This window comes from Hydrogenovibrio kuenenii DSM 12350, assembly GCF_000526715.1.
Taxonomy (GTDB): domain Bacteria; phylum Pseudomonadota; class Gammaproteobacteria; order Thiomicrospirales; family Thiomicrospiraceae; genus Hydrogenovibrio; species Hydrogenovibrio kuenenii.
Map to the genome: position 1 here is coordinate 1,054,108 of NZ_JAGP01000001.1, position 22,082 is coordinate 1,076,189.

The 22,082-nt window shown below is 41.4% G+C and carries 17 protein-coding genes; 12 read left to right on the forward strand and 5 right to left on the reverse strand.

Annotated elements, in window-relative coordinates:
* The first annotated feature begins 106 nt into the window (after positions 1-106).
* The 8 genes from rbfA to N745_RS0104975 all read left to right on the forward strand — a co-directional run bounded on the left by rbfA (position 107) and on the right by N745_RS0104975 (position 9,139).
* Positions 107-481 carry a 30S ribosome-binding factor RbfA gene (rbfA, locus tag N745_RS0104940; RefSeq protein ID WP_024851028.1) on the forward strand — a complete coding sequence of 125 codons (375 nt, stop codon included), beginning with the start codon at positions 107-109 and terminating at the stop codon, positions 479-481.
* A gap of 47 nt (positions 482-528) precedes the next feature.
* Positions 529-1,422 carry a tRNA pseudouridine(55) synthase TruB gene (gene truB / locus N745_RS0104945; RefSeq protein WP_024851029.1) on the forward strand — a complete coding sequence of 298 codons (894 nt, stop codon included), beginning with the start codon at positions 529-531 and terminating at the stop codon, positions 1,420-1,422.
* Positions 1,423-1,432: 10 nt separating this feature from the next.
* Positions 1,433-2,245, forward strand: a complete 813-nt coding sequence (locus N745_RS12235) for a methyltransferase domain-containing protein (RefSeq protein WP_024851030.1) — start codon at positions 1,433-1,435, stop codon at positions 2,243-2,245.
* Between the two features lie 5 nt (positions 2,246-2,250).
* Positions 2,251-2,742, forward strand: coding sequence for a Crp/Fnr family transcriptional regulator (locus N745_RS0104955; protein WP_051453377.1), 492 nt, complete (start codon positions 2,251-2,253; stop codon positions 2,740-2,742).
* 142 nt (positions 2,743-2,884) lie between these two features.
* A complete protein-coding gene (gene rpsO / locus N745_RS0104960) occupies positions 2,885-3,151 on the forward strand; it encodes a 30S ribosomal protein S15 (protein WP_024851032.1) in 267 nt (88 codons plus the stop codon).
* Positions 3,152-3,403: 252 nt separating this feature from the next.
* Complete coding sequence (gene pnp, locus N745_RS0104965) at positions 3,404-5,497, forward strand: polyribonucleotide nucleotidyltransferase (RefSeq protein WP_024851033.1); 2,094 nt, start codon at positions 3,404-3,406, stop codon at positions 5,495-5,497.
* 178 nt (positions 5,498-5,675) lie between these two features.
* Positions 5,676-8,600, forward strand: coding sequence for an insulinase family protein (locus N745_RS0104970; RefSeq protein WP_024851034.1), 2,925 nt, complete (start codon positions 5,676-5,678; stop codon positions 8,598-8,600).
* Between the two features lie 11 nt (positions 8,601-8,611).
* Entirely contained in the window at positions 8,612-9,139 is a 528-nt protein-coding gene (locus N745_RS0104975) for a hypothetical protein (RefSeq protein WP_024851035.1), read from the forward strand.
* A gap of 6 nt (positions 9,140-9,145) precedes the next feature.
* Here the strand turns inward: N745_RS0104975 and N745_RS0104980 are convergent, their stop codons facing one another.
* The 3 genes from N745_RS0104980 to N745_RS0104995 form a co-directional block, all read right to left on the reverse strand.
* Positions 9,146-10,318: a JmjC domain-containing protein gene (locus N745_RS0104980; protein WP_024851036.1), complete on the reverse strand. Its 1,173-nt coding sequence runs from the start codon at positions 10,316-10,318 to the stop codon at positions 9,146-9,148.
* Positions 10,319-10,417: 99 nt separating this feature from the next.
* The gene (purB, locus tag N745_RS0104990) at positions 10,418-11,815 is read right to left on the reverse strand and encodes an adenylosuccinate lyase (RefSeq protein WP_024851037.1); all 1,398 of its coding nucleotides are present in this window, start codon (positions 11,813-11,815) and stop codon (positions 10,418-10,420) included.
* A gap of 182 nt (positions 11,816-11,997) precedes the next feature.
* Positions 11,998-12,690: an outer membrane protein gene (locus N745_RS0104995; RefSeq protein WP_024851038.1), complete on the reverse strand. Its 693-nt coding sequence runs from the start codon at positions 12,688-12,690 to the stop codon at positions 11,998-12,000.
* A 309-nt stretch (positions 12,691-12,999) separates the two neighbouring features.
* Between N745_RS0104995 and N745_RS0105000 the strand changes: the two genes are divergently transcribed.
* Together N745_RS0105000 and acnB are read left to right on the forward strand one after the other, a co-directional pair.
* Entirely contained in the window at positions 13,000-14,271 is a 1,272-nt protein-coding gene (locus tag N745_RS0105000) for an Nramp family divalent metal transporter (protein WP_024851039.1), read from the forward strand.
* A gap of 188 nt (positions 14,272-14,459) precedes the next feature.
* Positions 14,460-17,033, forward strand: a complete 2,574-nt coding sequence (gene acnB / locus N745_RS0105005; protein ID WP_024851040.1) for a bifunctional aconitate hydratase 2/2-methylisocitrate dehydratase — start codon at positions 14,460-14,462, stop codon at positions 17,031-17,033.
* Positions 17,034-17,084: 51 nt separating this feature from the next.
* Here acnB and N745_RS12240 read toward each other — a convergent pair whose 3' ends face one another.
* Positions 17,085-18,293 (reverse strand): GGDEF domain-containing protein, encoded by a 1,209-nt coding sequence (locus tag N745_RS12240; protein WP_024851041.1) that lies wholly within the window; start codon positions 18,291-18,293, stop codon positions 17,085-17,087.
* Positions 18,294-18,463: 170 nt separating this feature from the next.
* A complete protein-coding gene (locus N745_RS0105020) occupies positions 18,464-19,390 on the reverse strand; it encodes a S49 family peptidase (protein WP_024851042.1) in 927 nt (308 codons plus the stop codon).
* 71 nt (positions 19,391-19,461) lie between these two features.
* Between N745_RS0105020 and uvrC the strand changes: the two genes are divergently transcribed.
* Both uvrC and pgsA read left to right on the forward strand, forming a co-directional pair.
* Complete coding sequence (gene uvrC / locus N745_RS0105025) at positions 19,462-21,294, forward strand: excinuclease ABC subunit UvrC (RefSeq protein ID WP_024851043.1); 1,833 nt, start codon at positions 19,462-19,464, stop codon at positions 21,292-21,294.
* Between the two features lie 143 nt (positions 21,295-21,437).
* Positions 21,438-21,992, forward strand: coding sequence for a CDP-diacylglycerol--glycerol-3-phosphate 3-phosphatidyltransferase (gene pgsA, locus N745_RS0105030; protein ID WP_024851044.1), 555 nt, complete (start codon positions 21,438-21,440; stop codon positions 21,990-21,992).
* The last annotated feature ends 90 nt before the right edge of the window (positions 21,993-22,082 follow it).

Sequence of the window (22,082 nt, forward strand, 5' to 3'; positions counted from 1 at the left end):
GATAGACCTCCGTTTTTAGAAGATTGATTCTAGAAATGGGGGTTTTTCTGTTTATAGAACAACAGTTTTAATTCATATTTAGTGCTTAGTTGTAAAAGGAATATAAATGAATCCAGAAGTCAGTCGTACCAAAAGAATTGCGCTTGAGATTCGTAAAACATTATCGGAAATTCTACACCGAGATACGAAAGATCCTCGCTTAGCTAAAGTAAATATTACCGAATGTAAGATTTCAAAGGATTTGGGTGTGGTGACGGTTTATTTCACTATTATCGGTCAGAATGAATCAGATCAAGCCGCTCAAGATGCGATCAAAGCTTTGGAAAAAGCCAAAGGTTTTTTCCGTACCGAAATAGGTAAGCGTATGAATCTGCGTATCACACCAGAAGTTCGCTTTTTTTATGATACGGTAGCAGAGAAAGCTAGTCATATCGAAGAGTTGATTTTTCAAGCGTTGCACAAAAAAGACGAATATAAATAATCTTCATAATGCCGAGGTTCATTCGGCATTTTACAGTTGTATATCTAATGGCTAAAAAACAGTGGCAAAAAGTGGATGGTATTGTTTTGGTGGATAAACCAGAAGGCATAACATCCAATGATTTATTACAAAAGATTCGTCGCGTTTATCAAGCAAAAAAAGCCGGTCATACCGGAGCTTTAGATCCTTTTGCTACAGGGTTGTTGCCAATCTGCTTAGGGGAAGCCACAAAGGTCTCAGGGCTCTTGTTGGATTCTGATAAACGTTATCAAGCAACGCTTAAGTTAGGTGAGGCAACAGACACAGGGGATAAAGATGGGCAGGTTGCTTTAACCCAAGCCATTCCAGATTTAACAGAGGAAGCAATTCGCTCTGTTTTCGACAGTTTTACAGGTGAAGTCTCACAGATTCCGCCGATGTACTCTGCACTGAAGTTTCAAGGAAAGCCGCTTTATGAATATGCCAGAAAAGGCATTGAAATTGAGCGTCCAGCAAGAAAAATACATGTCTTTGAATTACAGTTAATTGACTTTCAACCTGACGAAATTCGTTTTGAAGTTTATTGCTCCAAAGGGACCTATGTGCGAACGTTGGGGGAAGACATCGCTAAAGTGTTGGGTACAGTTGGTCATTTGACAGCCTTACGCCGTACCCAAACCGGTTCTCTAACGTCAAGTGACATGCATACACTTGAAGAAATTTCACAAGATGCTGAATCCTTTTTGAAGCCATTAGATTTGCCTTTAGCACATTTGCAGGCGATTCACTTAAACGCTGAAGATACGAATTGCATTCAACATGGTGGTAAGCTCGCTGTAGAAAAGCCACAAACCGACTTAGTGCGTTTTTATGATCCTGAAGGGCGCTTTTTTGGTGTAGGAGAGTGGCAGTTAGAAAAGCAACTGCTTAAGCCAAAGCGATTGTTTAACCTATCTGAATAACGGTTCTGAGATGTTTGATAGCAATTTACCACTTCTAGATTTGCGTCAAACAGATGACTATCAAAAAGAGCATGTGGTTGGCTCTACCCATCTTCCTTGGCCCAGTTTGCTTGAAAGATTGAATGAATTGCCAGCAAGACCCGCTCAATTACAAATTGTGGCTGAAGCTTCTGTTTTGGGCGCCGCTTCTCGCTTTTTGGTAGAAAAAGGTTATGAGGTCGTATTGCAGGTGTCCTCAAATGATCTAACACTGTTCTTAAATCAATTCCCTAAAATCTGCCAGGCTGGGTCTAGCTCTCGGGCTCTATGGCAGCCTTGCGCTTTGCTCAAAAACTATATAGAAAAACTAGATGGCAGTTGTGGCCAGGCTTTAGATATTGGCTGCGGCGGCGGGCGAGATGCAGTTTATTTATCACAACAAGGTTGGCAGGTTACAGCTATAGACAAGCAAGACGCTGTCTTACAGCGGGCAAAACAGCTAGCAGACTATAACCATCAATCTATTAATTTTCGTGGTTGTGACCTATCTGAGTTAACTTGTTTGCCCGACAAAACTTTTGACTTGATTGTGATGGTTCGTTATTTGAATCGCTCGCTTTATGATTGGTTAAGAGCTCACCTTAATCCTGGTGGGGTTTTAATAATGCAAACCTTTACGGAAGGCGTTGAAAAATTTTCATCGCCAAAAAATCCAAATTTTATTTTGCAGACAGGTGAGCTAGCGAAAACATTTTCGGATTTTGAAATAATTATTGATAGAATAGAGCAACTCAAAGATGGGCGCCCGATTGCGTCCTTTATCGCGAAGAAGAAGGAAGAGTAAGAATCATGTTAGAAATGACACCAGCGGAATTATTTGACTACTTTCAACAAAGTAAAATTTGTGAGTCTCTGAAGCGAGATGACGTTGAAGTCTTGGCTCAGTTTTTACAGGAAAAGACTTTAAAACAAGGTGAAGTTATTTCGGATATGGGTGATGTTGGTGATTCCATGTACTTTATCGTTGATGGAAAAGTTTCTTTTACAACGACAGATGGCCAGGATGAAGCCGAGGTCGGTCGTCAAGGGCCTGGTAATTTAATTGGGGAAATGTCTTTCTTTGATAAAGTACCTAGAATGATGAGAATGTCGGCATATTCTAAAAAAGTTAAATTGCTGCAGCTTACTCAACCTATGTATCAGCGTTTAAAAGTAGAGCATCCTTATATCGCGGTAAATATTATTGAAAATGCTGTGGTCAGTTTGGATCACTTAATTCGTGCGTTGAGTAGTGATATTTCTCAATTTGAACATTATATGAAAGGGTTTGGTCGTCATTAACACGACTTTGCGATAAAAATATATGGAATTTTCTGTTAAGTCTTGTTTTTAAAGCAAAACTCAGTATAATTCCGTTTTTATTTCTGTCATCGGTTACGGAAATAAAAAATTGTATTAAAACCGATTATCAAAGGATAAAACTATGCTAACAGCTCAAGATAAAGCTGCAATCGTTGCTGAATATGCTACTTCAGAAGGCGATACTGGTTCTCCAGAAGTTCAAGTTGCGTTGATGACTCACCGCATTCAATACTTAACAGAACACTTTAAATCTCACAAGCAAGACAACCATTCTCGTACTGGTTTGTTGCGTTTGGTTAGCCGTCGTCGTAAGTTATTAGATTACTTACACAAAAAAGAAGCTGAAAGATACTTCACGCTTATCAAGAAACTTGGCTTACGTAAGTAAGACTCGTCTTTTGACTTTAAAAAAGCCCGCAAATTTGCGGGCTTTTTTGTTTGAAAAAAATAATTTTCCCGTGTTGTTAAACGGCATCTTTGATGTAAAATGGATGCGTTTTACTGACGGTTTTTAACGATATAGACTTTAACTGGAAACCCAGGTTAAGCCTGAATCCCAAGTACTCGATAAGAAAATGATTAAAGTCGGATACTTGGGATTCAGGTTTCGGTTAAAGCGAAATTTGAAAAAGGAAATTACATGGCAAAGTACATAAAAACTTTCCAATATGGTAAGCATCAAGTTACTTTTGAAACAGGTGAAATTGCACGCCAGGCAGATGGTGCAGTCATGGTTTCAATGGGTGATACGCAACTTTTGGTCACTGTTGTTGGTGCTAAGAGTGCAAAAGAAGGGCAAGACTTTTTCCCTTTAACGGTCCAATATCAAGAGAAAGCTTATGCAGCGGGTAAAATCCCTGGCGGTTTTTTAAAGCGTGAAGGGCGTCCTTCTGAAAAAGAAACGTTAACCTCTCGTTTGATTGACCGTCCAATTCGTCCTTTGTTCCCTAAAGGCTTCATGAATGAAGTACAAATCATTGCGACAGTTGTATCGCTAGATGAATCAGTTGGAACAGAAGTGCCAGCGATGCTAGGTACATCCGCAGCTTTGGCAATCTCAGGTATTCCATTCGATGGACCAATCGGTGCAGCGGTTGTTGGTTATAACGATGAAGTGGGTTATATGTTGAACCCATCTGAGTTGGAACTAGAAGAATCTGACCTAGAGTTGAGCGTTGCGGGTACGTCTGAAGCCGTATTGATGGTTGAGTCTGAAGCGGCAGAACTCTCTGAAGAAGTCATGTTGGGTGCTGTGATGTTTGGTCACGAGCAATTCCAAGTTGCAATTAACGCCATCACCGAATTAAAAGCAGAAGCAGGAAAGCCTGCTTGGGATTGGCAGCCAGCAACTGAAAATACTGAGCTAAAAGATCAAGTTTACGCAGCGGTTCGATCAGATGTTGAAGCAGCTTACAACATCGCAGATAAGATGGAACGTTATGCAGCGAATGATGCCGCAAAAGCAAAAGTAATGGCTTCTCTAGCAGCATCAGAAGAAAATCCTGATGGTGCAGATGCAGGCGAAATCGAAAAATTATTTGGTAAGCTACAAAAAGACATCGTTCGTGGACGCATTATTGCAGGTGAGCCGCGTATTGATGGCCGTGATACCAAAACCATTCGTCCAATTGAATGTAAAGTAGGTGTGTTACCAAAAGTTCATGGTTCTGCATTGTTTACACGTGGTGAAACGCAGGCTTTGGTTGTGACAACACTTGGTACTGAAAAAGACGCCAAAATTGTTGATCAACTGACGGGCTCATATCATGACCGCTTTATGTTGCATTACAACTTCCCTCCGTACTCAGTTGGTGAGTGTGGTCGTGTTGGTTCTCCTGGTCGTCGTGAAATCGGTCACGGAATGTTAGCGCGCCGTGGTGTATCTGCATTGTTACCAACTGCGGAAGAATTCCCATATACCATTCGTGTTGTTTCTGAAATTACAGAATCAAATGGTTCCTCTTCAATGGCAACGGTTTGCGGAACCTCTATGTCATTGATGCACGCAGGTGTACCAATCGCTGCACCAATCGCTGGTATTGCAATGGGCTTGGTTAAAGAAGAATCTGGTTTTGCTGTTCTTTCTGACATTTTGGGTGATGAAGATCATCTAGGTGACATGGACTTTAAAGTTGCCGGTACTGATCAAGGTATAACGGCTCTTCAAATGGATATTAAGATTTCTGGTATCACTGAAGAGATTATGAAAGTTGCTTTGGGGCAAGCGAAAGATGGTCGTCTACACATTTTGAAAGAAATGTCTGGTGCAATTGATCATTCTAATCAAGATGTTGCCAGTACTGCACCTCGTTTTACTATGATTAAAGTGAAACCTGAAAAAGTACGTGAAATCATTGGTAAAGGCGGCGCAACTATTCGTGCGTTGACTGAAGAAACTGGAACCGTCATTGAAATTGATGATGATGGTAACGTCAAAATTGCTGCCACTAACCAGGAAGCAGCAGACTTGGCTAAAGCCAGAATTGCAGAAATCGTTGTTGAACCAGAAATCGGAAAAACTTACGATGCAACAGTCGTTAAGTTGGTTGATTTCGGTGCTTTCGTTAGTTATATGCCTAATAGAGAAGGTTTGGTTCACGTTTCTCAAATTGCAGAAGAGCGTGTTGAGAATGTTGCTGATTACCTATCTGAAGGCCAGCAAATCCGTGTTAAGTTGACGGATATCGACAAGCAAGGACGTGTTAAATTATCAATGAAAGACGCTGATAAATAGTAAGCTGATTTTTATTAAGATAATTTAATCTTCTTGTCAGGTTTCGTCCCCGTAAAAAGGGCGAAACTTGCTATAATGAAACGGTCTAAATGACCGTTTTTTTGTATTCAAAATTTATGTTGTTGTGAGGTGATTAAAATCCACAGCAACTCAGTCTAATCACTAATAAGAGAGCACTATGTCGAAAACCACCGAATGTCATTCTGCGTTTGAATTTATTCGTCAGCATCCGATTGAGTCTTTAAATATTAATGTTCAGCACTTTAAGCACAAAGTAACAGGTGCAGAGCATTATCATCTTGCTGCAGATGATCCTCAGAATGTATTTATGGTTGCTTTACGTACTGTACCAATGGACTCTACAGGTGTGGCACACATTCTTGAGCATACGGTGTTGTGTGGTAGTGAAAATTATCCGGTTCGAGATCCTTTCTTTATGATGATTCGCCGTTCTCTGAATACCTTTATGAACGCTTTTACCTCTAGTGACTGGACGGCTTACCCCTTTGCGACTGAAAACCGAAAAGACTTTCAAAACCTATTGCAAGTCTATATGGATGCTGTGTTCTTTCCGAGTTTGGATGTGTTGGATTTTGCGCAAGAAGGGCACCGCTTTGAATTTGAGGAACCGGAAAATCCACAATCGGATTTAACCTATAAAGGTGTTGTTTTTAATGAGATGAAAGGGGCGATGAGTTCGCCAATTTCTACCTTATGGCAAACGTTCACGACGGAGCTTTATCCTACTTCAACTTATCACTATAACAGTGGTGGTGAGCCGGCAGATATTCCAGATTTAACACACCAGCAGTTGCTTGATTTCCACAAGTTGCATTATCACCCATCTAACTCAGTGTTTATGACTTACGGTGATATTAGTGCGTTAGAACACCAAACTCAGTTTGAGACACTTGGCTTGTCTCGTTTTAAAGAAAAAGTGGATGTTATTAAAGTTCCTAGTGAGCAGCGATTAACTAAACCGAAAAAAGTTTTAGAACACTATGCTCTAGATGAAGAATCTCTTGAAAAGAAAACGCATATTGTTTTGGGTTGGTTGCTAGGGGAAAACAAAAATGAGCTAGATGTTCTGAAAGGGCATTTGCTGTCAGCTGTACTGTTGGATAACAGTGCATCACCATTGCGAAAAGTGTTGGAAGAAACAGAATTGGCGTCAGCACCTTCTCCGCTTTGTGGGTTGGAAGATTCAAACAAAGAAATGGTTTTTGCCGTTGGTGTGCAAGGCAGTGAAGCGGAACATGCAGATGCAATTGAAGAGCTGGTTTTAAATGAGTTACAACGCATTGCAAAAGAAGGGGTGGATGCCGACCAAGTTGATGCCATGCTGCATCAATTAGAATTGTCTCAGCGCGAAATTGGTGGAGACAGTTACCCTTATGGACTGCAACTCATTCTTCAATCGCTTGCCGGAGCGATGCATGATGGTGATCCTATCGCGTTACTAGATACGGATAAAGCTTTGTTAACCTTAGGTAAAGCGATTAAACAACCAGAGTTTATTCCGAATCTGGTACAGGAATGGTTGTTGGATAACCCTCACAGAGTATGTTTGACCTTAGTGCCTGATACCGAGTTGGCGCAGAAAAAAGATGATGCAGAAAAAGCCAAATTAGCACAAATCAAAGCCGGCTTAAGCAAAGACGAAGCACAAGCAATTGTTGACTTGGCAGCCGCTTTAAAAGAACGTCAAGACCAAGAAGATGACGCTTCTATTTTGCCGGAAGTGACTAAAGATGATGTGCCTGCGGACATTAAGATTATTCCGGCAAAGGTATCGGCAACGAAAAAGTCACCTTACAGCGTCTATGAGGCAGGTACAAACGGCATTGTTTATGAACAATTGTTAATTGATTTACCAGATTTATCAGAAGAAGAAAAAGCTGTTTTGCCGCTGTTTCACAGTTGTTTGCCTGAATTGGGCTCTGGTGGAAGAGATTATTTGCAAACTCAGTCACTGCAAGCCGCGGTAACAGGCGGTTTAAGTGCTAAATCTTCTATTCGTGCAAATGTCCATGATGTAGATAAGTATCACAGTCATACAATCTTGTCTGGTAAGGCATTGAGTCGCAACCAGGCCAGCCTGGCAGATTTAATGCAAGAAACTTTACAGACAGCACGTTTTGATGAAACGGACCGTATTAAAGATCTAATTGATCAAATTCGCAGTTCTATTGATCATGGCGTGACAGGTAGTGGTCACAGCCATGCAATGAGAGCAGCCATGCAAAACTTCTCTCCAGTTGCCAAATGGCAATTTGACCGTACAGGGTTTGAAGGGATTAAGGCCATTAAATCTATACATAAATCTCTAGAGGAAGATGCGGGGCTTGATAAGATGGTTTCGCACTTTACGTCTATTCGAGACAAGTTGTTGAATGCACCAAAACAAGCTTTATTGGTTGCAGATGATTCAGTGGTTGATGACGCTTATCAAACCATGCAGTCTTCATGGAATGGTTTGATAAGTAGTAATACAAATGCAGGTTTTAAACTGACGGCATCACATAATCCAATCAAGCAAGCATGGTTAACCAGTACGCAAGTTAACTTCTGTGCAAAAGCTTACCCTGCGGTAACTTCTGCTCATCCTGATGCACCTAAGCTATCGGTATTGGGTGCTTGCTTGCGCAACGGTTTCTTACATTCTGCAGTGCGTGAAAAGGGTGGTGCTTACGGTGGAGGTGCTTCGTTTAATGCAGAAACAGCCTCTTTCTGTTTCTATTCATATCGTGACCCAAGATTGCTGGAAACCTATGAAGACTTTGACAGGGCTTTAGGTTGGCTAATGTCGAGTGATGCGACACAAGCGCAGGTAGAAGAAGCTATTTTGAATGTTATCAGTGCGATGGATAAGCCAGGTTCACCAGCTGGAGAAGCGAAGAAAGCTTTCTATCAACACTTGTATGGCAGAGAACACAATATGCTGATGCAATATCGAGAAGGTGTTTTATCGACGACATTGGCGGATTTACGCGAAGTCGCTCAGAAATATATTGTGCCTGAGCGTGGTTCTTTTGCTGTTTTGACGTCTGAAGCGAAAAAAGAGCTGCTAGAAGAACATGCATTTGAAACTTTCAGACTGTAAGAGTATTTAATATGAATCGTAGAACTTTAATCAAAGCAATGCTCGGGTTAGGCACGGTTGGCGCATTATTGAATTTGTCGGCCTGTGGTGAACAATTAATTCGTCCAGACGATAAACAAGTATTGGCTATGTTGCAGTTTGAAATGCCGGATTATGAGCCAACGAATGAAAGTGTACTTAAAAAGGTACAGCAATGGATGAACAATCAAGCTAACAAGGGTGAAGACACATTAACCTTTGTATCTGCTAAAGAGAACGCTTTGAAAGCCAAGGGGATAGTTTCTATCCACATCAAAAACAAAGTGTTGAAAGTTGCGTTTATTGCCGATATTAGTGTCGTTAATGCTAACTTGATTCGCTTTAACGCATCGCATTTTAGAGATTTGCCGGGGCAACTAGAAGGTGAGTCGGATAAAGCCGCTGTGTTCTATGATCAAGTCAAAGATCAGGTACTAACATTGTGTGATCGCTTGGAAAATTACCTCGGCGAGGATGTGGCAAGTCCTTTAGCGAATTTTCAGAAAAAGGACTTGATTTAAAACCGATTACTCTGCGTCTAGGATTTCAAAAAACTGTAGCTGCCATAAGTCAGCTAGCAGTTTTTGATTACCTGCGTGATCTAGATGCGGTGTTAGATCTTCTTGTAGGATGCGACGTTGGTTGGCAAGCAGCTGCAGAAATTCTGGTGTTGCATCAAAATCCTGCCAAATCGCACTGTTGATATAAAGCGTTACATTCCGGTCTTCATTCAGGTAGGCAAAACGACAAACCGGATCACGCACAATGCCTTCAGCTTCACGTAATACATCAATCAAAGTTTCTATGTCAGATTGTTCGTCCTCTGATAAAGGTTCTGGTAATTGCTGCGCTGCTCCTTGATCTAATTGCGTTGCAAAGCGTCCAAACCAACGTTTTAGAGTGTCTTCGTCCTGCAAAGCAGATTGTAAAAGTGATTTAGCTTGTTGCCAGCTGCCTTCGGTGATTTCACCTGATGCTGAGTCTTGCCAGTTTGGGTCTTGGTAAAGTGTTTGGAAGGCATTGTTTTCGGCAAGATAGTCACCAAAACTATCCCAAAGCTCCAAGCCTTTGTAAGTACGATACCCAATCGACCAAGTCATACAATCATCCGTTAAACTTACACCATGATGTCCCCATTTTGGCGGTACATAGAGCAGATCACCCGTTTCACAGATGTAGTCGTCTTCAACAACAAAGCGTTCCATAAGGCGTAAATCAACGCCTTCAATGTAGTTTGAGAGCTCGCAATCTTGAGAAGTAAGTTTCCAATTACGTTTACCTGCAGCTTGCAGTAGAAATACATCGTAGTGATCGAAGTGAGGCCCAACATTGCCGCCAGTAGTGGCATAACTGATCATAATGTCATCAAGACGCCACTGGGGAATGAAATCGAATTGTTCAAGCAAAGTACCAACGTCGGGAATTAGGCGATCCATCCCCTGAACCAGAAGTGTCCAGTTTTGTTCGGGAAGGGTGCCGTAAAAGTTTTCGTCAAAAGGACCAGATTTGAGTTCGTAGTCTTGATTGCCTTTCTGAATAACGATGCGGCTTTCGACTTCGTCTTCCAAAGATAAACCAGCCAGCTCTTCAGCAGAAATTGGCGAAACAAAATTCGGAAAAGCGTTTTTAATCAGAAGGGGCTTTTTCTGCCAGTAATCTTTTAAAAAAACGTCTAGGGTAATGTTGCCAAAGTTCAGCATGGTTTTTCCTGTCTATAAAATGAAAAAATCTGCCAGGCTGGGTCAAGATAAAAGCGACCCCAGCCTGGCAGATTTTTATTATTTACTGTTTGAGTTGGCCTAGCGACCTTTTAACATCGTCAAAGCCAATTCAATATTCGCAGCTTGTTGTTTAGCGTTACCGATGTAAGAAGCAGGCGTCATTTCTTTCAATGCTTGTTTAGCTTCTTCAGGTAGCTCTAGTGTATCAACAAAGTCTTGCATGATTTGCTTGTTAACACGACGACCACGCGTTAACTCTTTCAATTTTTCATAAGGTTTTTCAATGCCGTAACGACGCATTACAGTTTGAATGGCTTCGGCCAAAACTTCCCAGTTATTATCTAGGTCATCAGCCATTGCTTCGGCATTCACTTCCAATTTGTTTAGGCCTTTCAACGTTGCTTGTAGCGAGATCATGGTGTGTGCAACACCAACACCCAAGTTACGCAATACGGTTGAGTCAGTTAGGTCACGCTGCCAGCGAGAAATCGGTAGTTTTTGACCTAGGTGATCGAAAATCGCATTTGCAATCCCCAAGTTACCTTCGGAGTTTTCAAAGTCAATTGGGTTAACTTTATGTGGCATGGTTGAAGAACCAATTTCACCCGCAACAGTTTTTTGCTTGAAGAAGCCGATAGAAATATAGCTCCAAACATCTCGATCAAAGTCGATTAAGATCGTGTTGAAACGCTGCATCGCATGGAAGTATTCTGCAATGTAGTCATGAGGTTCGATTTGGATGGTATAAGGGTTCCAAGCTAAGCCTAGGCTTTGAACAAACTGTTCAGACAATTCATACCAATTGATCGCAGGGTAGGCAGCCAAGTGCGCATTATAGTTACCAGTTGCGCCATTGATCTTACCCATAATCTGTACGTTCATTAATTGCTTAACTTGACGTTGTAGGCGATAAGCAACGTTGGCGAACTCTTTACCAGCAGTTGTCGGAGAAGCAGGTTGACCATGTGTACGTGACATCATTGGGATATCAGCCATATCGTTTGCCATCTCAGCAATTTTATCAATAGTGGTCTGCATTTCTGGCACGATAACATTGGCTCGTGCATCTTTCAGCATCAAAGCATAAGCTAGGTTATTGATGTCTTCTGAAGTACAAGCAAAGTGAACAAACTCACCAATGGCATTAAGCTCTGAATTATCACCAAAATGTTCTTTGATTAAATACTCAACCGCTTTAACATCATGGTTAGTCGTACGTTCAATTTCTTTAACGCGCTGAGCCATGTCTAAAGTGAACTCATCAACCAATTTCATCAAGTGGTTTTCTGCTTCAGAGCTTAGTGCAGGTACTTCAGGAATGCCAGGGTGATTCGCCAACATTCTCAACCAGGAAACTTCAACCTTAACACGGTTTTTGATTAAACCGTATTCACTGAAAATTTCTTTTAGGTTTGACAAACGAGCGCCGTAGCGTCCGTCAACAGGAGAGATAGCGGTCAATTCCGAAAGTTGCATGCTTTAGTTCCTTAATTCAATCAATTTAATGCCGCGTATTATAGCGTAAAACGTTGAAATTTTTCGAAGAAGCGTCGGTGTTTTTGTTTGATGTCGAAAGGGGAATGGTTGGGGAATGAAAGCATGAGAATGTACTCAATTACATACATCCTCACGAGTTTAAGCTGTAGGTTTAGGTTATATCAAAATGCGTATCTTAGTCCTAATCCAATAAACTGAATTCTAGCAGCCTGAATTTTAATATCTGGAACAGTTGTTGAACCACTGGTGCTACTTTGTTGGTGGGTGTGATCACCTGTTGCGAAGTATCGATAACTGAAGCTAACATCCATTTTAGGTTTCACTTTCCAGTTTACACCTGCCATTGCTTGATAACCCCATACCCAAGAGTAGTGATCCGATGTCAGCGTTCCTGTCGTTGCTAGAGGTTTATAGGAAACATTGTTATGTACATCAACAGCACCTAAACCAGCACCAAGATACGGAGTGAAATTAGTGGTGTTTTTAAAATCCATTAGACCATTTACCATCAGGCTGTAATACTCTTCATGACCTGACTCATCAGTCTGTTGACCGTAGTGTCCAATAATCTCGTTAATAGTGGATTTCGCATAACCAAATTCACCTTCCAATCTATATTGCCCATAATGTTTTCCATAAGCGAACTTAAACGCAGTCGGAGAGTGGTAACTAATGTTTGACGTATACTTAGGTGTTGATCTTTTTGAATCCTGTTGCTGTCCTGTTTCCAGTTGCATAGAAACATAACTATCACTTCCAGCATAAGCTGATGTAGCCGTGAAAAACAATGCACCACTTGTTATTAACGCAACCCCTAAGGCTTTGTAAGCTGCTTTGTGATTTTTTATTGTCATATCACCTCCTTCAACCTTTTTTTAGCGATCAATCATTACTATCTCTAATTTTATTTTATACCCGTAATAACAAGGTGTTAAGTGAATTGACCGTTCGATGTTTCTACGCATGGCTTTATTGGTTATTTTTTGATGTAAAGCAAGAACCACCTTGGCAGTCGCTATTTATTTAAATAGAAAAATACCGTCATTGATGATAAAAAACTAGGTGAATAAATAAGGAAAATTTGATATAGTTTATCCAAAAGTTAGTCAAGACTAATTATTTAATCATTCTAGTCAAATCTAAAAAATAAAGATAAATAAATCATGAGTCATTCTGTTCAAACAACTCTGGATACGAAAAAATCGTTTTGGTTTTTTATAGGTCCGGCATTTCTGGTTTCCGTAGGGTATATGGATCCAGGTAACTGGGCGACCTCAATTGAAGCAGGTTCTCGTTATGGTTATGACCTTTTATGGGTCATCACACTGGCATCGTTGATTGCCATCTTGATGCAACTGTTGAGTGCGAAGTTGGGGATAGCAACGGGTAAAAATTTAGCGCAATTAATACGAACCGAAAATCCTGGTAAGGGTGGTACATTTCTATTGTCGACAGCAGCGCTTGCCATGGTCGCAACAGACCTAGCAGAGTTTTTAGGGGTCGCAGTCGCCCTAAACCTATTGTTTGATATTCCTTTGGTCTTCGCGATTTTCTTAACCATTTTTGATGTTTTGCTCATCTTATGGCTTGAACGTTTTGGTTTCCGTTGGGTTGAAATGACCATTCTGGCATTTGTCGCAACCATTGGGTTGGGGTATGTGGTTGAGTTGTGGCTGGCACAGCCGCAATGGGCTGATGTCGCTCAGGCAATGATTATCCCAAATGCGACGATTATGAATACCACGGCACTGTTTATTGCCATGGGGATTTTGGGTGCAACGGTTATGCCGCACAATTTGTATTTGCATTCTCATCAAGTGATGACGCGCCAAGAGGTTGCGGGTAATGCGGAAAACTCGCGCAAAAGATTCTACAAGATGATGAAGTGGGATACGGTACTGGCATTGGTTGCTGCGTGGTTGGTGAACTCAGCGATCTTGATTATGGCATCTGCAGCTTTCCATGAGAAAGGGTTGTTGATTACGGATATTGATGAAGCTTACAAAACGCTTGGGCCTTTATTGGGTGAAGCGGCTGCGTTGACTTTCGCCATTGCACTATTAGCATCGGGGATTGCAAGTTCTACAACGGGAACACTGGCTGGGCAAATCGTTTTTGAATCCTTTTTCAAAAAACGTCGAATCAACATCTTCAAGATTCGTGTTTATATTCGTTTGGCGACGATGATACCTGCGGCCATTGCAATTATGTTGAGTGCCAAGCCTTTAAGTCTACTGGTACTTTCTCAGGTTATTTTATCTATGCAACTGCCCTTTGCGGTGATTCCTTTGGTACGCATGACATCCAATCCAATGCTAATGGGGGATTTGGTGAACGATGCGAAAACCAAAATAACAGCTTGGGCGGCAACCTCCATTATTGTTGCTTTGAACATATGGCTGTTGGTTATGTTGGCGATAGATGCGTTTAAGTAACTTGCGATAGGTTTTTTAGTCTTTTGAAACCGATTAACCTAGCCTGGTAGATTTTCATCAAAATCTGCCAGGCTGGGTTTTTTTATTGTCTGACATCAGCTATTAATGCGTCTTGGCTGTCGTCATGACAGATGACTGTGGTAAAATAAGCCAACTTTATTTTTGAGGAAACTACTATGCCACAATCCATGTTAGAAGCCTATCGTCAGCACGTGTCCGAGCGTGAAACTCAAGGAATTCCACCATTACCACTAGATGCAAAACAAACAGCGGAATTGGTCGAGTTAATTAAAAACCCTCCGGCTGGTGAAGAAGACTTTGTAGTGGATTTGCTGACAAATCGTGTGCCACCAGGCGTAGACGAAGCTTCTTATGTGAAAGCAAGTTTCTTGGCTGATGTGGCTAAGGGCACTGTTAAAGTAGATTTGATTTCTGCTAAAGAAGCTACTTTCCTATTAGGAACAATGCTGGGGGGATATAACGTCCTACCATTGATTGAACTTCTTGATTCTGACAATGTCGAAGTAGTGGAAGAAGCCGTTGCTGCACTTTCTAAAACCTTGCTGGTTTATGATGCGTATCACGATGTAGTAGAAAAATCTAAAACCAATGATTATGCAATGCAGGTTGTAAAAGCTTGGGCAGATGCAGAGTGGTTTAACGCTAAGCCAAAAATGCCAGAAAGCATTACCGTTACCGTCTTTAAAGTGGAAGGGGAAACCAATACGGATGATCTTTCGCCTGCGACAGCAGCTTGGTCTCGTCCAGATATTCCATTGCACGCTAAAGAAATGCTAGTAGCTCGTATGGATGATGTTGATGGCACTATTGAGAGTCTAAAAGCAAAAGGGCATCCAGTTGCTTACGTAGGGGATGTCGTAGGTACAGGGTCTTCTCGTAAGTCTGCAATGAACTCTGTTATGTGGTATTTCGGTGACGATATTCCTTATGTACCTAACAAGCGCCAAGGTGGTGTGGTACTAGGCGGTAAGATTGCGCCAATCTTCTTCAATACCGCAGAAGACTCTGGTTCACTGCCAATCGAATGTGATGTGGACCAAATGAATATGGGTGATGTGATTACTATTTATCCATACGAAGGTAAAATCACCAATGAAGCTGGTGAAACCATTTCAACTTTTGAATTGGCACCAGATACTATGCCGGACGAAGTCCGTGCTGGCGGTCGTGTTCCACTGATTATCGGTCGTGGATTAACGGATAAGGCACGTCGTGCATTAGGTATGAAACCTTCTGATGTATTCATTCGCCCGCAAGATAAATCGCAAGCGGCACATGGTTATTCTTTAGCACAAAAAATGGTTGGAAAAGCTTGTGGTATTGAAGGTGTTCGCCCAGGTATGTACTGTGAACCACACATGACAACCGTGGGATCGCAAGATACCACCGGTGCAATGACACGTGATGAAATGAAAGAATTAGCGTGTCTTGGTTTTTCTGCGGATTTGGTCATGCAGTCTTTCTGTCATACAGCAGCGTATCCGAAACCAGTTGATGTTAAGTTACAACATTCCTTGCCAGAGTTTATGACGAGCCGTGGTGGTGTTGCGTTACGCCCTGGTGACGGTGTTATTCACTCTTGGTTGAACCGTTTATTGCTACCAGATACAGTCGGTACAGGTGGTGATTCCCATACGCGTTTCCCAATTGGAATTTCTTTTCCTGCGGGTTCAGGCTTGGTTGCTTTTGGTGCGACTTTAGGGGTTATGCCTTTGAATATGCCTGAATCGGTATTGGTTCGTTTTAAAGGGGAAATGCAGCCAGGTATCACACTTCGTGACTTGGTAAATGCAATTCCTTACCAAGCTATTCAAGAAGGACTGTTGACGGTTGAGAAAAAAGGTAAGAAAAATATTTTCAACGGTCGTGTTTTGGAAATCGAAGGTCTGGAGCATTTGAAAGTAGAGCAAGCATTTGAGTTGTCTGATGCATCTGCTGAGCGTTCTGCAAACGGTTGTGTGGTGAAGCTGTCTGAAGAACCTATCATTGAATACTTGAAATCAAACATGGCATTGATCGATTGGATGGTTGAAAACGGTTATCAAGATGCGCGTACGCTATTGCGCCGTCGTGATGAAATGCAGGCTTGGATCGACAGTCCAGAGTTGTTGGAAGCAGATGCCGATGCAGACTATGCCGCGGTAATCGAGATTGATTTGAACACCATTAAAGAACCAATTGTTGCTTGTCCTAACGATCCGGATGATGTGAAGTTATTGACACAGGTAACCGGTGAAAAGATTGATGAAGTCTTTATCGGTTCTTGTATGACGAACATTGGTCATTACCGTGCCGCTGGTAAAGTACTGGAAGGTATGAATAATGTACCAACGCGTTTGTGGATTGCGCCACCAACGAAGATGGATGAGCGTCAGTTGATCGAAGAAGGCTATTACAGCACTTACGGTAAAGTAGGGGCGCGTACAGAAATGCCAGGTTGTTCGTTGTGTATGGGTAACCAAGCGCGAGTCGCAGACGGCGCGACCGTTTTCTCAACTTCAACGCGTAACTTCCCGAACCGTTTGGGTAATGGTGCAAACGTTTATCTTGGCTCGGCAGAGCTTGCAGCGGTTTGTGCAGCAGAAGGGCGTATTCCAACGCTTGAAGAATACCTTGAAGCGGTGGCGATGTTGGATACCATGGCTGACGATGTTTATCGTTATCTGCAATTCGATGAAATGGCAGATTATGAAGTTGAGTCACCTAAAAAGTTGTCTGATATTGGGGTTGCTGTAGCCTAAGGGGCTATCGTAATACCCGCTAAAAAAGCCCGCTTTTTGCGGGCTTTTTTATTATGGGGCGTCAGTAGGTTTTTCAGGTGGCATTTCTGTCGATAGGCAGTAGAAAACCTGATCGCCACCTCGTTTTTTAGCCTGATACATTGCTTTATCTGCCAAACGCAACAAACCGCTCACATCTAGCGCTTGTTTTGGTGCTTCTGAAACACCAATACTGGCTTGTGGATAGATAATTTTGTCTGCGACCTCAAGAGGTTGATGTATTTTACTAAGTAAAGCATTTGCTGTGTTTTCAATATCAAAATCCTTATCCAGCACAACATAACTGATAATAAATTCATCTCCCCCCAATCGAGCTGCTTCAGCAACTTGACCTTGCTCATATAGATTATTTTCATTAAAGCTTTCAACAGAATGACGTAAGCAATTCGCTATGTGCTTCAAGACCATATCGCCTGTTTCGTGTCCGTAATGATCGTTTATGTGTTTAAACTTATCGGAATCCACCAGAAAAAAGAAGAGTCGAGCTTTTTTGTGATAAATGGCCTCTAGTGCCAGCTCGGAAGAAACTGTGAAGTAGCGTCGATTGTTCAATTCTGTGAGTGGGTCAAGGTAAGCCAAGTTTTCAAGCTGAACTTGTCTGTTTTTAAGGGCTTGAACCAACGACTCATTTTCCAAGTTGGTGAGGTAGCTTTTTTTGATGCGGTTGTGAAACCTTAACGAGGTGCTGTAGACCAGAAAAGTGTAGATCAGCGTCATGACCACAAAGTTTAAAGACAAATCCGGTGTTTCAAATAGGGCCCAGTAGTTCAATGCAATGATTGAGGGGAATGAGAAAAACAGGAAAGACATCAATAAATGACTGTGCGTCGATAAAGAGACAATTGGCATTCCACCTAAAACCATTAGCAACATAAGCTGCATAACCAGTGGTTGGTCTAGGTTGTAAAAAAATATTAAACTTGCCCATACTAAACCAGCGGCCAAAGTAAGCATGTAGTTATATATTTTCAGGCTAGGCATTTTGTACTTTTTGCTACGGTATAAATACAAAATATAAAAACGTAATGCAGCTATCCCTAGATTAACGAACAACCATGCAAACACCCATGCTGTAGGAGCAACATGAAGTAATGCATGAACAATCAAGAAAGCGGTAAAAACGCCAAACACAAGCGTCACCAACATGCCACTCATCAACTCGTCAAACATGCGCTCGTTTACTTGTAAATCCAAGCGAGGTTCAGACGTTCCATTTGCCATAGTCACTCCTTTTTTCTTTAGTATAGAACGCAAAAAAATAAGGAAAAATGGCTTTTAGATTAGATTTTGATATAAAGCAATTTACAAATGAATTGATTATAAAAGGGAAGAAAAAGCCTCTTATTTATTTGGCATAAGAGGCTGGTAGGCGTAATATTGAGAAATGAGTTTTAATAAAGTTGACTTAAGTACAAAGACAACTTACTGGCCGTTTCAGTCGAAATATCGCCCATCATTTGCTCTATTAATGATTTATGCCCTTCATAGGTTTTCTCATTGGTGTTTTTGATAATATTTCTTTCAACATAACCTGTATCGCCAAGCCCATCAATTAAGCCATTTTTAACGGCATCATCACCCAGCCAAACCAAACCAGTGAAAGTGTCCTTATTGATTTTTAAGCGATCTCCTCGGCCTTTTTTCACTGTCTCAATAAACTGTTCATGTGTGCGATCCAAAATATTTTTTTGGAAAAATTCGCGACCAGATTTATCTTTTGCTGAGAAGGGGTCAATAAATGTTTTGTGGTCACCAGAGTGCATAGAACGATTTTCGATGCCTAACTTATCCATCAAGCCAGTAAAGCCAAAGGTATCCATGCGCACACCAATAGAGCCGATAATAGACCCTTTGTTGGCGAAGATTTTGTCGCCAGCAACGGCAATGTAATAGCAACCGGAAGCGCAAAGGTCTTGCACGACAACGTACACAGGCTTTTTATATTTATTTTTTAAACGCGTGATTTCATCATTAATCATTGCTGCTTGTACCGGGCTACCACCAGGTGAGTTGGCTTTAATGATGACTGCTTGTGTTTTAGGGTCAGAAAAAGCATTTCGTAACAAAGGGTTGATGCTATCCGCGCTGGTTTTAGAGCCAGGCATAATTGCACCTTGTAAACTAACAATACCAACGTGCTTGCCAGATGACGATTCTTCTCCAGGCGTGACTTGGTTAACCAGCATACCGAGTGAAACCAAAATGTATAAAACAATAATGATTTTTAGAAGGTTGCTCCAGCGACGACTCCAACGCTCTTGTTTAATAAAATTTTCTGCTGCGGTGGCGAGTCTGTCAAATGCCTTGTTTTGTTCCATAGTAAAATTCCTGTCCGCTAAATTTCGATATAATAAAGCCCAATTAATTAACCGACTATTCTACTGGAAACATGGCACAAAACGAAAACTTTGACCTGACACGCTTTTTGAAAAACCTCACCGAACGTCCTGGGGTTTATCAAATGCTGAATAATGATGGGGATATTATTTATGTCGGTAAAGCTAAAAACCTTAAACGCCGCGTTTCCAGCTATTTCAATAAAAATCATCAAGAGATTAAAACGCGTGCAATGGTTGAGCAGGTTGCACGTATCGAAGTCACTTTGACCGATACCGAATCGGAAGCGTTGATACTTGAAAATACGCTGATTAAACGTTACAAACCTCGCTACAACATCCTGTTTCGTGATGACAAATCTTATCCCTATATTTTTGTATCTACGACAAAAAAATTTCCATCACTTAGTTATCACCGTGGTGCAAAGCGAAGAGTAGGGCGTTATTTTGGGCCTTTTCCCAATGCATCAGCCGTGCATCAAACACTCGATAGCTTGCAAAAGATCTTTCCAGTTCGCCAGTGCAATGAATCTGTATTTAACCATCGCTCAAGACCTTGCTTGCAATATCAAATAAAACGCTGCACAGGCCCTTGTGTTGAAGGTTTGGTGACTAAAGAAGAGTATGATGAGGACGTACAACATACCATTGCCTTTTTGGAGGGTAAAAGCTTTGAGTTGATAGACGAATTGGCCGATAAAATGCAACACGCCGCAGAAGAGTTGGAATTTGAAAAAGCCGGTACTTATCGAGATAGAATTTCTTCATTACGTGCGATACAAAGTCAGCATTTGATAAGTCAGCCGGGAAGCCAAGATTCTGATGTGATTGCAATAGAGCGTCAGTTAAATCAAACCTGCGTGTCCTTGATGATGTATCGAGGCGGTAATCTTTGGGGGAGTCAGAACCATTTCCCTAAAATGGATGCAGATTCCACCGAAGACGAAATTTTGGCCGCTTTTATTAGCCAGCACTATTTGGACTTGCCTTTACCTAAAGTAATTTTGTTAGAACACAAATTATCCGATCAGGCCAGCCTGGCAGATTTATTGTCCCAGCAAGGTATGGGTAGGGTAGAAATTAAACAGCCAGCAAACAAAGTCACTAAAGGACTCATGTCTTTAGCCAAAACCAATGCCGTTTCTGGGCTTAAACAGCACATTACGCAAAAAGCTTCGCAGATGGATCGTGTAAAAGCCTTGCAAGAAGTATTGTTGTTAGCTCATTTGCCAAATCATATTGAGTGTTTTGATATTAGCCACACGCAAGGTAACTTAACAGTAGCCAGCTGCGTTGTGTTTGATGAAGGCGTGCCCAACACGCATGCTTATCGCAAGTTTAATATTGAAGGTATACAGCCTGGTGATGACTACGCCGCCATGCGACAAGTTATCAATCGTCGTTATAGTCGCTTGAAAAAAGAAAACAAACCTTTGCCTGATTTAGTGTTGGTTGATGGCGGTAAAGGTCAACTGAATCAAGCCATTGAAGTCTTTAAAGAGCTCGATTTAGAAAGTGTGCCGCTTACTTCCGTAGCAAAAGGAGAGGGACGTAAAGCCGGATTAGAAATACTTTATACCCCAGAAAACTTTGAAGGCATTGATCTGGAAGCTGACGACATTGCATTACACCTTGTTAATCATGTCAGAGATGAAGCGCATCGATTTGCAATAACCAGCCATAGATCACGTCGTCAAAAAGCACAGACACATTCTCGTATTGAAGATATACCGGGTGTAGGCGCCAAGACACGACAGAAGTTGCTACTTCATTTTGGCGGTATTGCGGATGTTAAAAACGCAGCTGTTTCAGAGTTACAAAAAGTGCCTGGGATTAGTCAAAACATAGCACAAACCATCTATGACTTTTTTCACGGAGATGTTTAGGTTTATCAAGTATTGAATTTATATAGGTTATTTTATTAAGTTTCCCACCAGAAAAGGGCTTGAACTATGGTAAGATTTCTTAAAATTTAACATTCACTAATCTAAAAACGACATAAATAATGCGATATTTACGATCACTTCCCATGCTAATGACCTGGACGCGAGTAGCCTTAATTCCAGTATTTTTAATTTGCTATTTTTCACCTATTGACGATGCTCGTTTCTGGGCTGGGCTTGCTTTCATGATTGCCGCTATTACAGACTGGTTTGATGGTTTTTTTGCCAGAAAGCTTAACGTTAGCAGTAAGTTGGGCGCATTTCTTGACCCTGTTGCTGATAAATTAATCGTTTCTGCGGCATTGATTGTTGTTGCGGTAGAATACCAAAACCTATGGGTTACGCTTTCAGCGGTCGTTATTATGATGCGTGAAATCAGCATTTCAGCCTTAAGAGAATGGATGGCTGAAAATAACGCACGTGAGGTTGTTGCCGTTTCCAGCCTTGGTAAAATAAAAACTGCTTCACAACTAGCCGCTTTGACCTGGCTGGTTTATGGCGGTAGTCTATGGGGAATAAACTGGGGTGAGCTAGGCTTTCCAATGCTTTATTTTGCTGCTATTTTAACCCTGATTACCTGGTGGCAATATTCTGTTGCAGCACTGCCTGTTCTACGAGAAGCTGCAAAAGAAGAAAAGTAGTCTAAGTTCTCTACCGAACTTGCTGTGTCATCCAGTAAAATTCGGTGGAAAAACCCAGTCAAAATTTCTTAAAAAAAGCTTGTAATTTTC

Coding starts and splice junctions, on each gene's coding strand:
- N745_RS0104980 (WP_024851036.1), bottom strand. CDS start 10,318: ATGCTGAACTTTGGCAACATTACCCTAGACGTTTTTTTAAAAGATTAC.
- pgsA (WP_024851044.1), top strand. CDS start 21,438: ATGCTAATGACCTGGACGCGAGTAGCCTTAATTCCAGTATTTTTAATT.
- uvrC (WP_024851043.1), top strand. CDS start 19,462: ATGGCACAAAACGAAAACTTTGACCTGACACGCTTTTTGAAAAACCTC.
- N745_RS0104955 (WP_051453377.1), top strand. CDS start 2,251: ATGTTAGAAATGACACCAGCGGAATTATTTGACTACTTTCAACAAAGT.
- N745_RS0105000 (WP_024851039.1), top strand. CDS start 13,000: ATGAGTCATTCTGTTCAAACAACTCTGGATACGAAAAAATCGTTTTGG.
- N745_RS0104995 (WP_024851038.1), bottom strand. CDS start 12,690: ATGACAATAAAAAATCACAAAGCAGCTTACAAAGCCTTAGGGGTTGCG.
- N745_RS0104970 (WP_024851034.1), top strand. CDS start 5,676: ATGTCGAAAACCACCGAATGTCATTCTGCGTTTGAATTTATTCGTCAG.
- truB (WP_024851029.1), top strand. CDS start 529: ATGGCTAAAAAACAGTGGCAAAAAGTGGATGGTATTGTTTTGGTGGAT.
- N745_RS0105020 (WP_024851042.1), bottom strand. CDS start 19,390: ATGGAACAAAACAAGGCATTTGACAGACTCGCCACCGCAGCAGAAAAT.
- acnB (WP_024851040.1), top strand. CDS start 14,460: ATGTTAGAAGCCTATCGTCAGCACGTGTCCGAGCGTGAAACTCAAGGA.
- rpsO (WP_024851032.1), top strand. CDS start 2,885: ATGCTAACAGCTCAAGATAAAGCTGCAATCGTTGCTGAATATGCTACT.
- N745_RS0104975 (WP_024851035.1), top strand. CDS start 8,612: ATGAATCGTAGAACTTTAATCAAAGCAATGCTCGGGTTAGGCACGGTT.
- purB (WP_024851037.1), bottom strand. CDS start 11,815: ATGCAACTTTCGGAATTGACCGCTATCTCTCCTGTTGACGGACGCTAC.
- N745_RS12235 (WP_024851030.1), top strand. CDS start 1,433: ATGTTTGATAGCAATTTACCACTTCTAGATTTGCGTCAAACAGATGAC.
- rbfA (WP_024851028.1), top strand. CDS start 107: ATGAATCCAGAAGTCAGTCGTACCAAAAGAATTGCGCTTGAGATTCGT.
- N745_RS12240 (WP_024851041.1), bottom strand. CDS start 18,293: ATGGCAAATGGAACGTCTGAACCTCGCTTGGATTTACAAGTAAACGAG.
- pnp (WP_024851033.1), top strand. CDS start 3,404: ATGGCAAAGTACATAAAAACTTTCCAATATGGTAAGCATCAAGTTACT.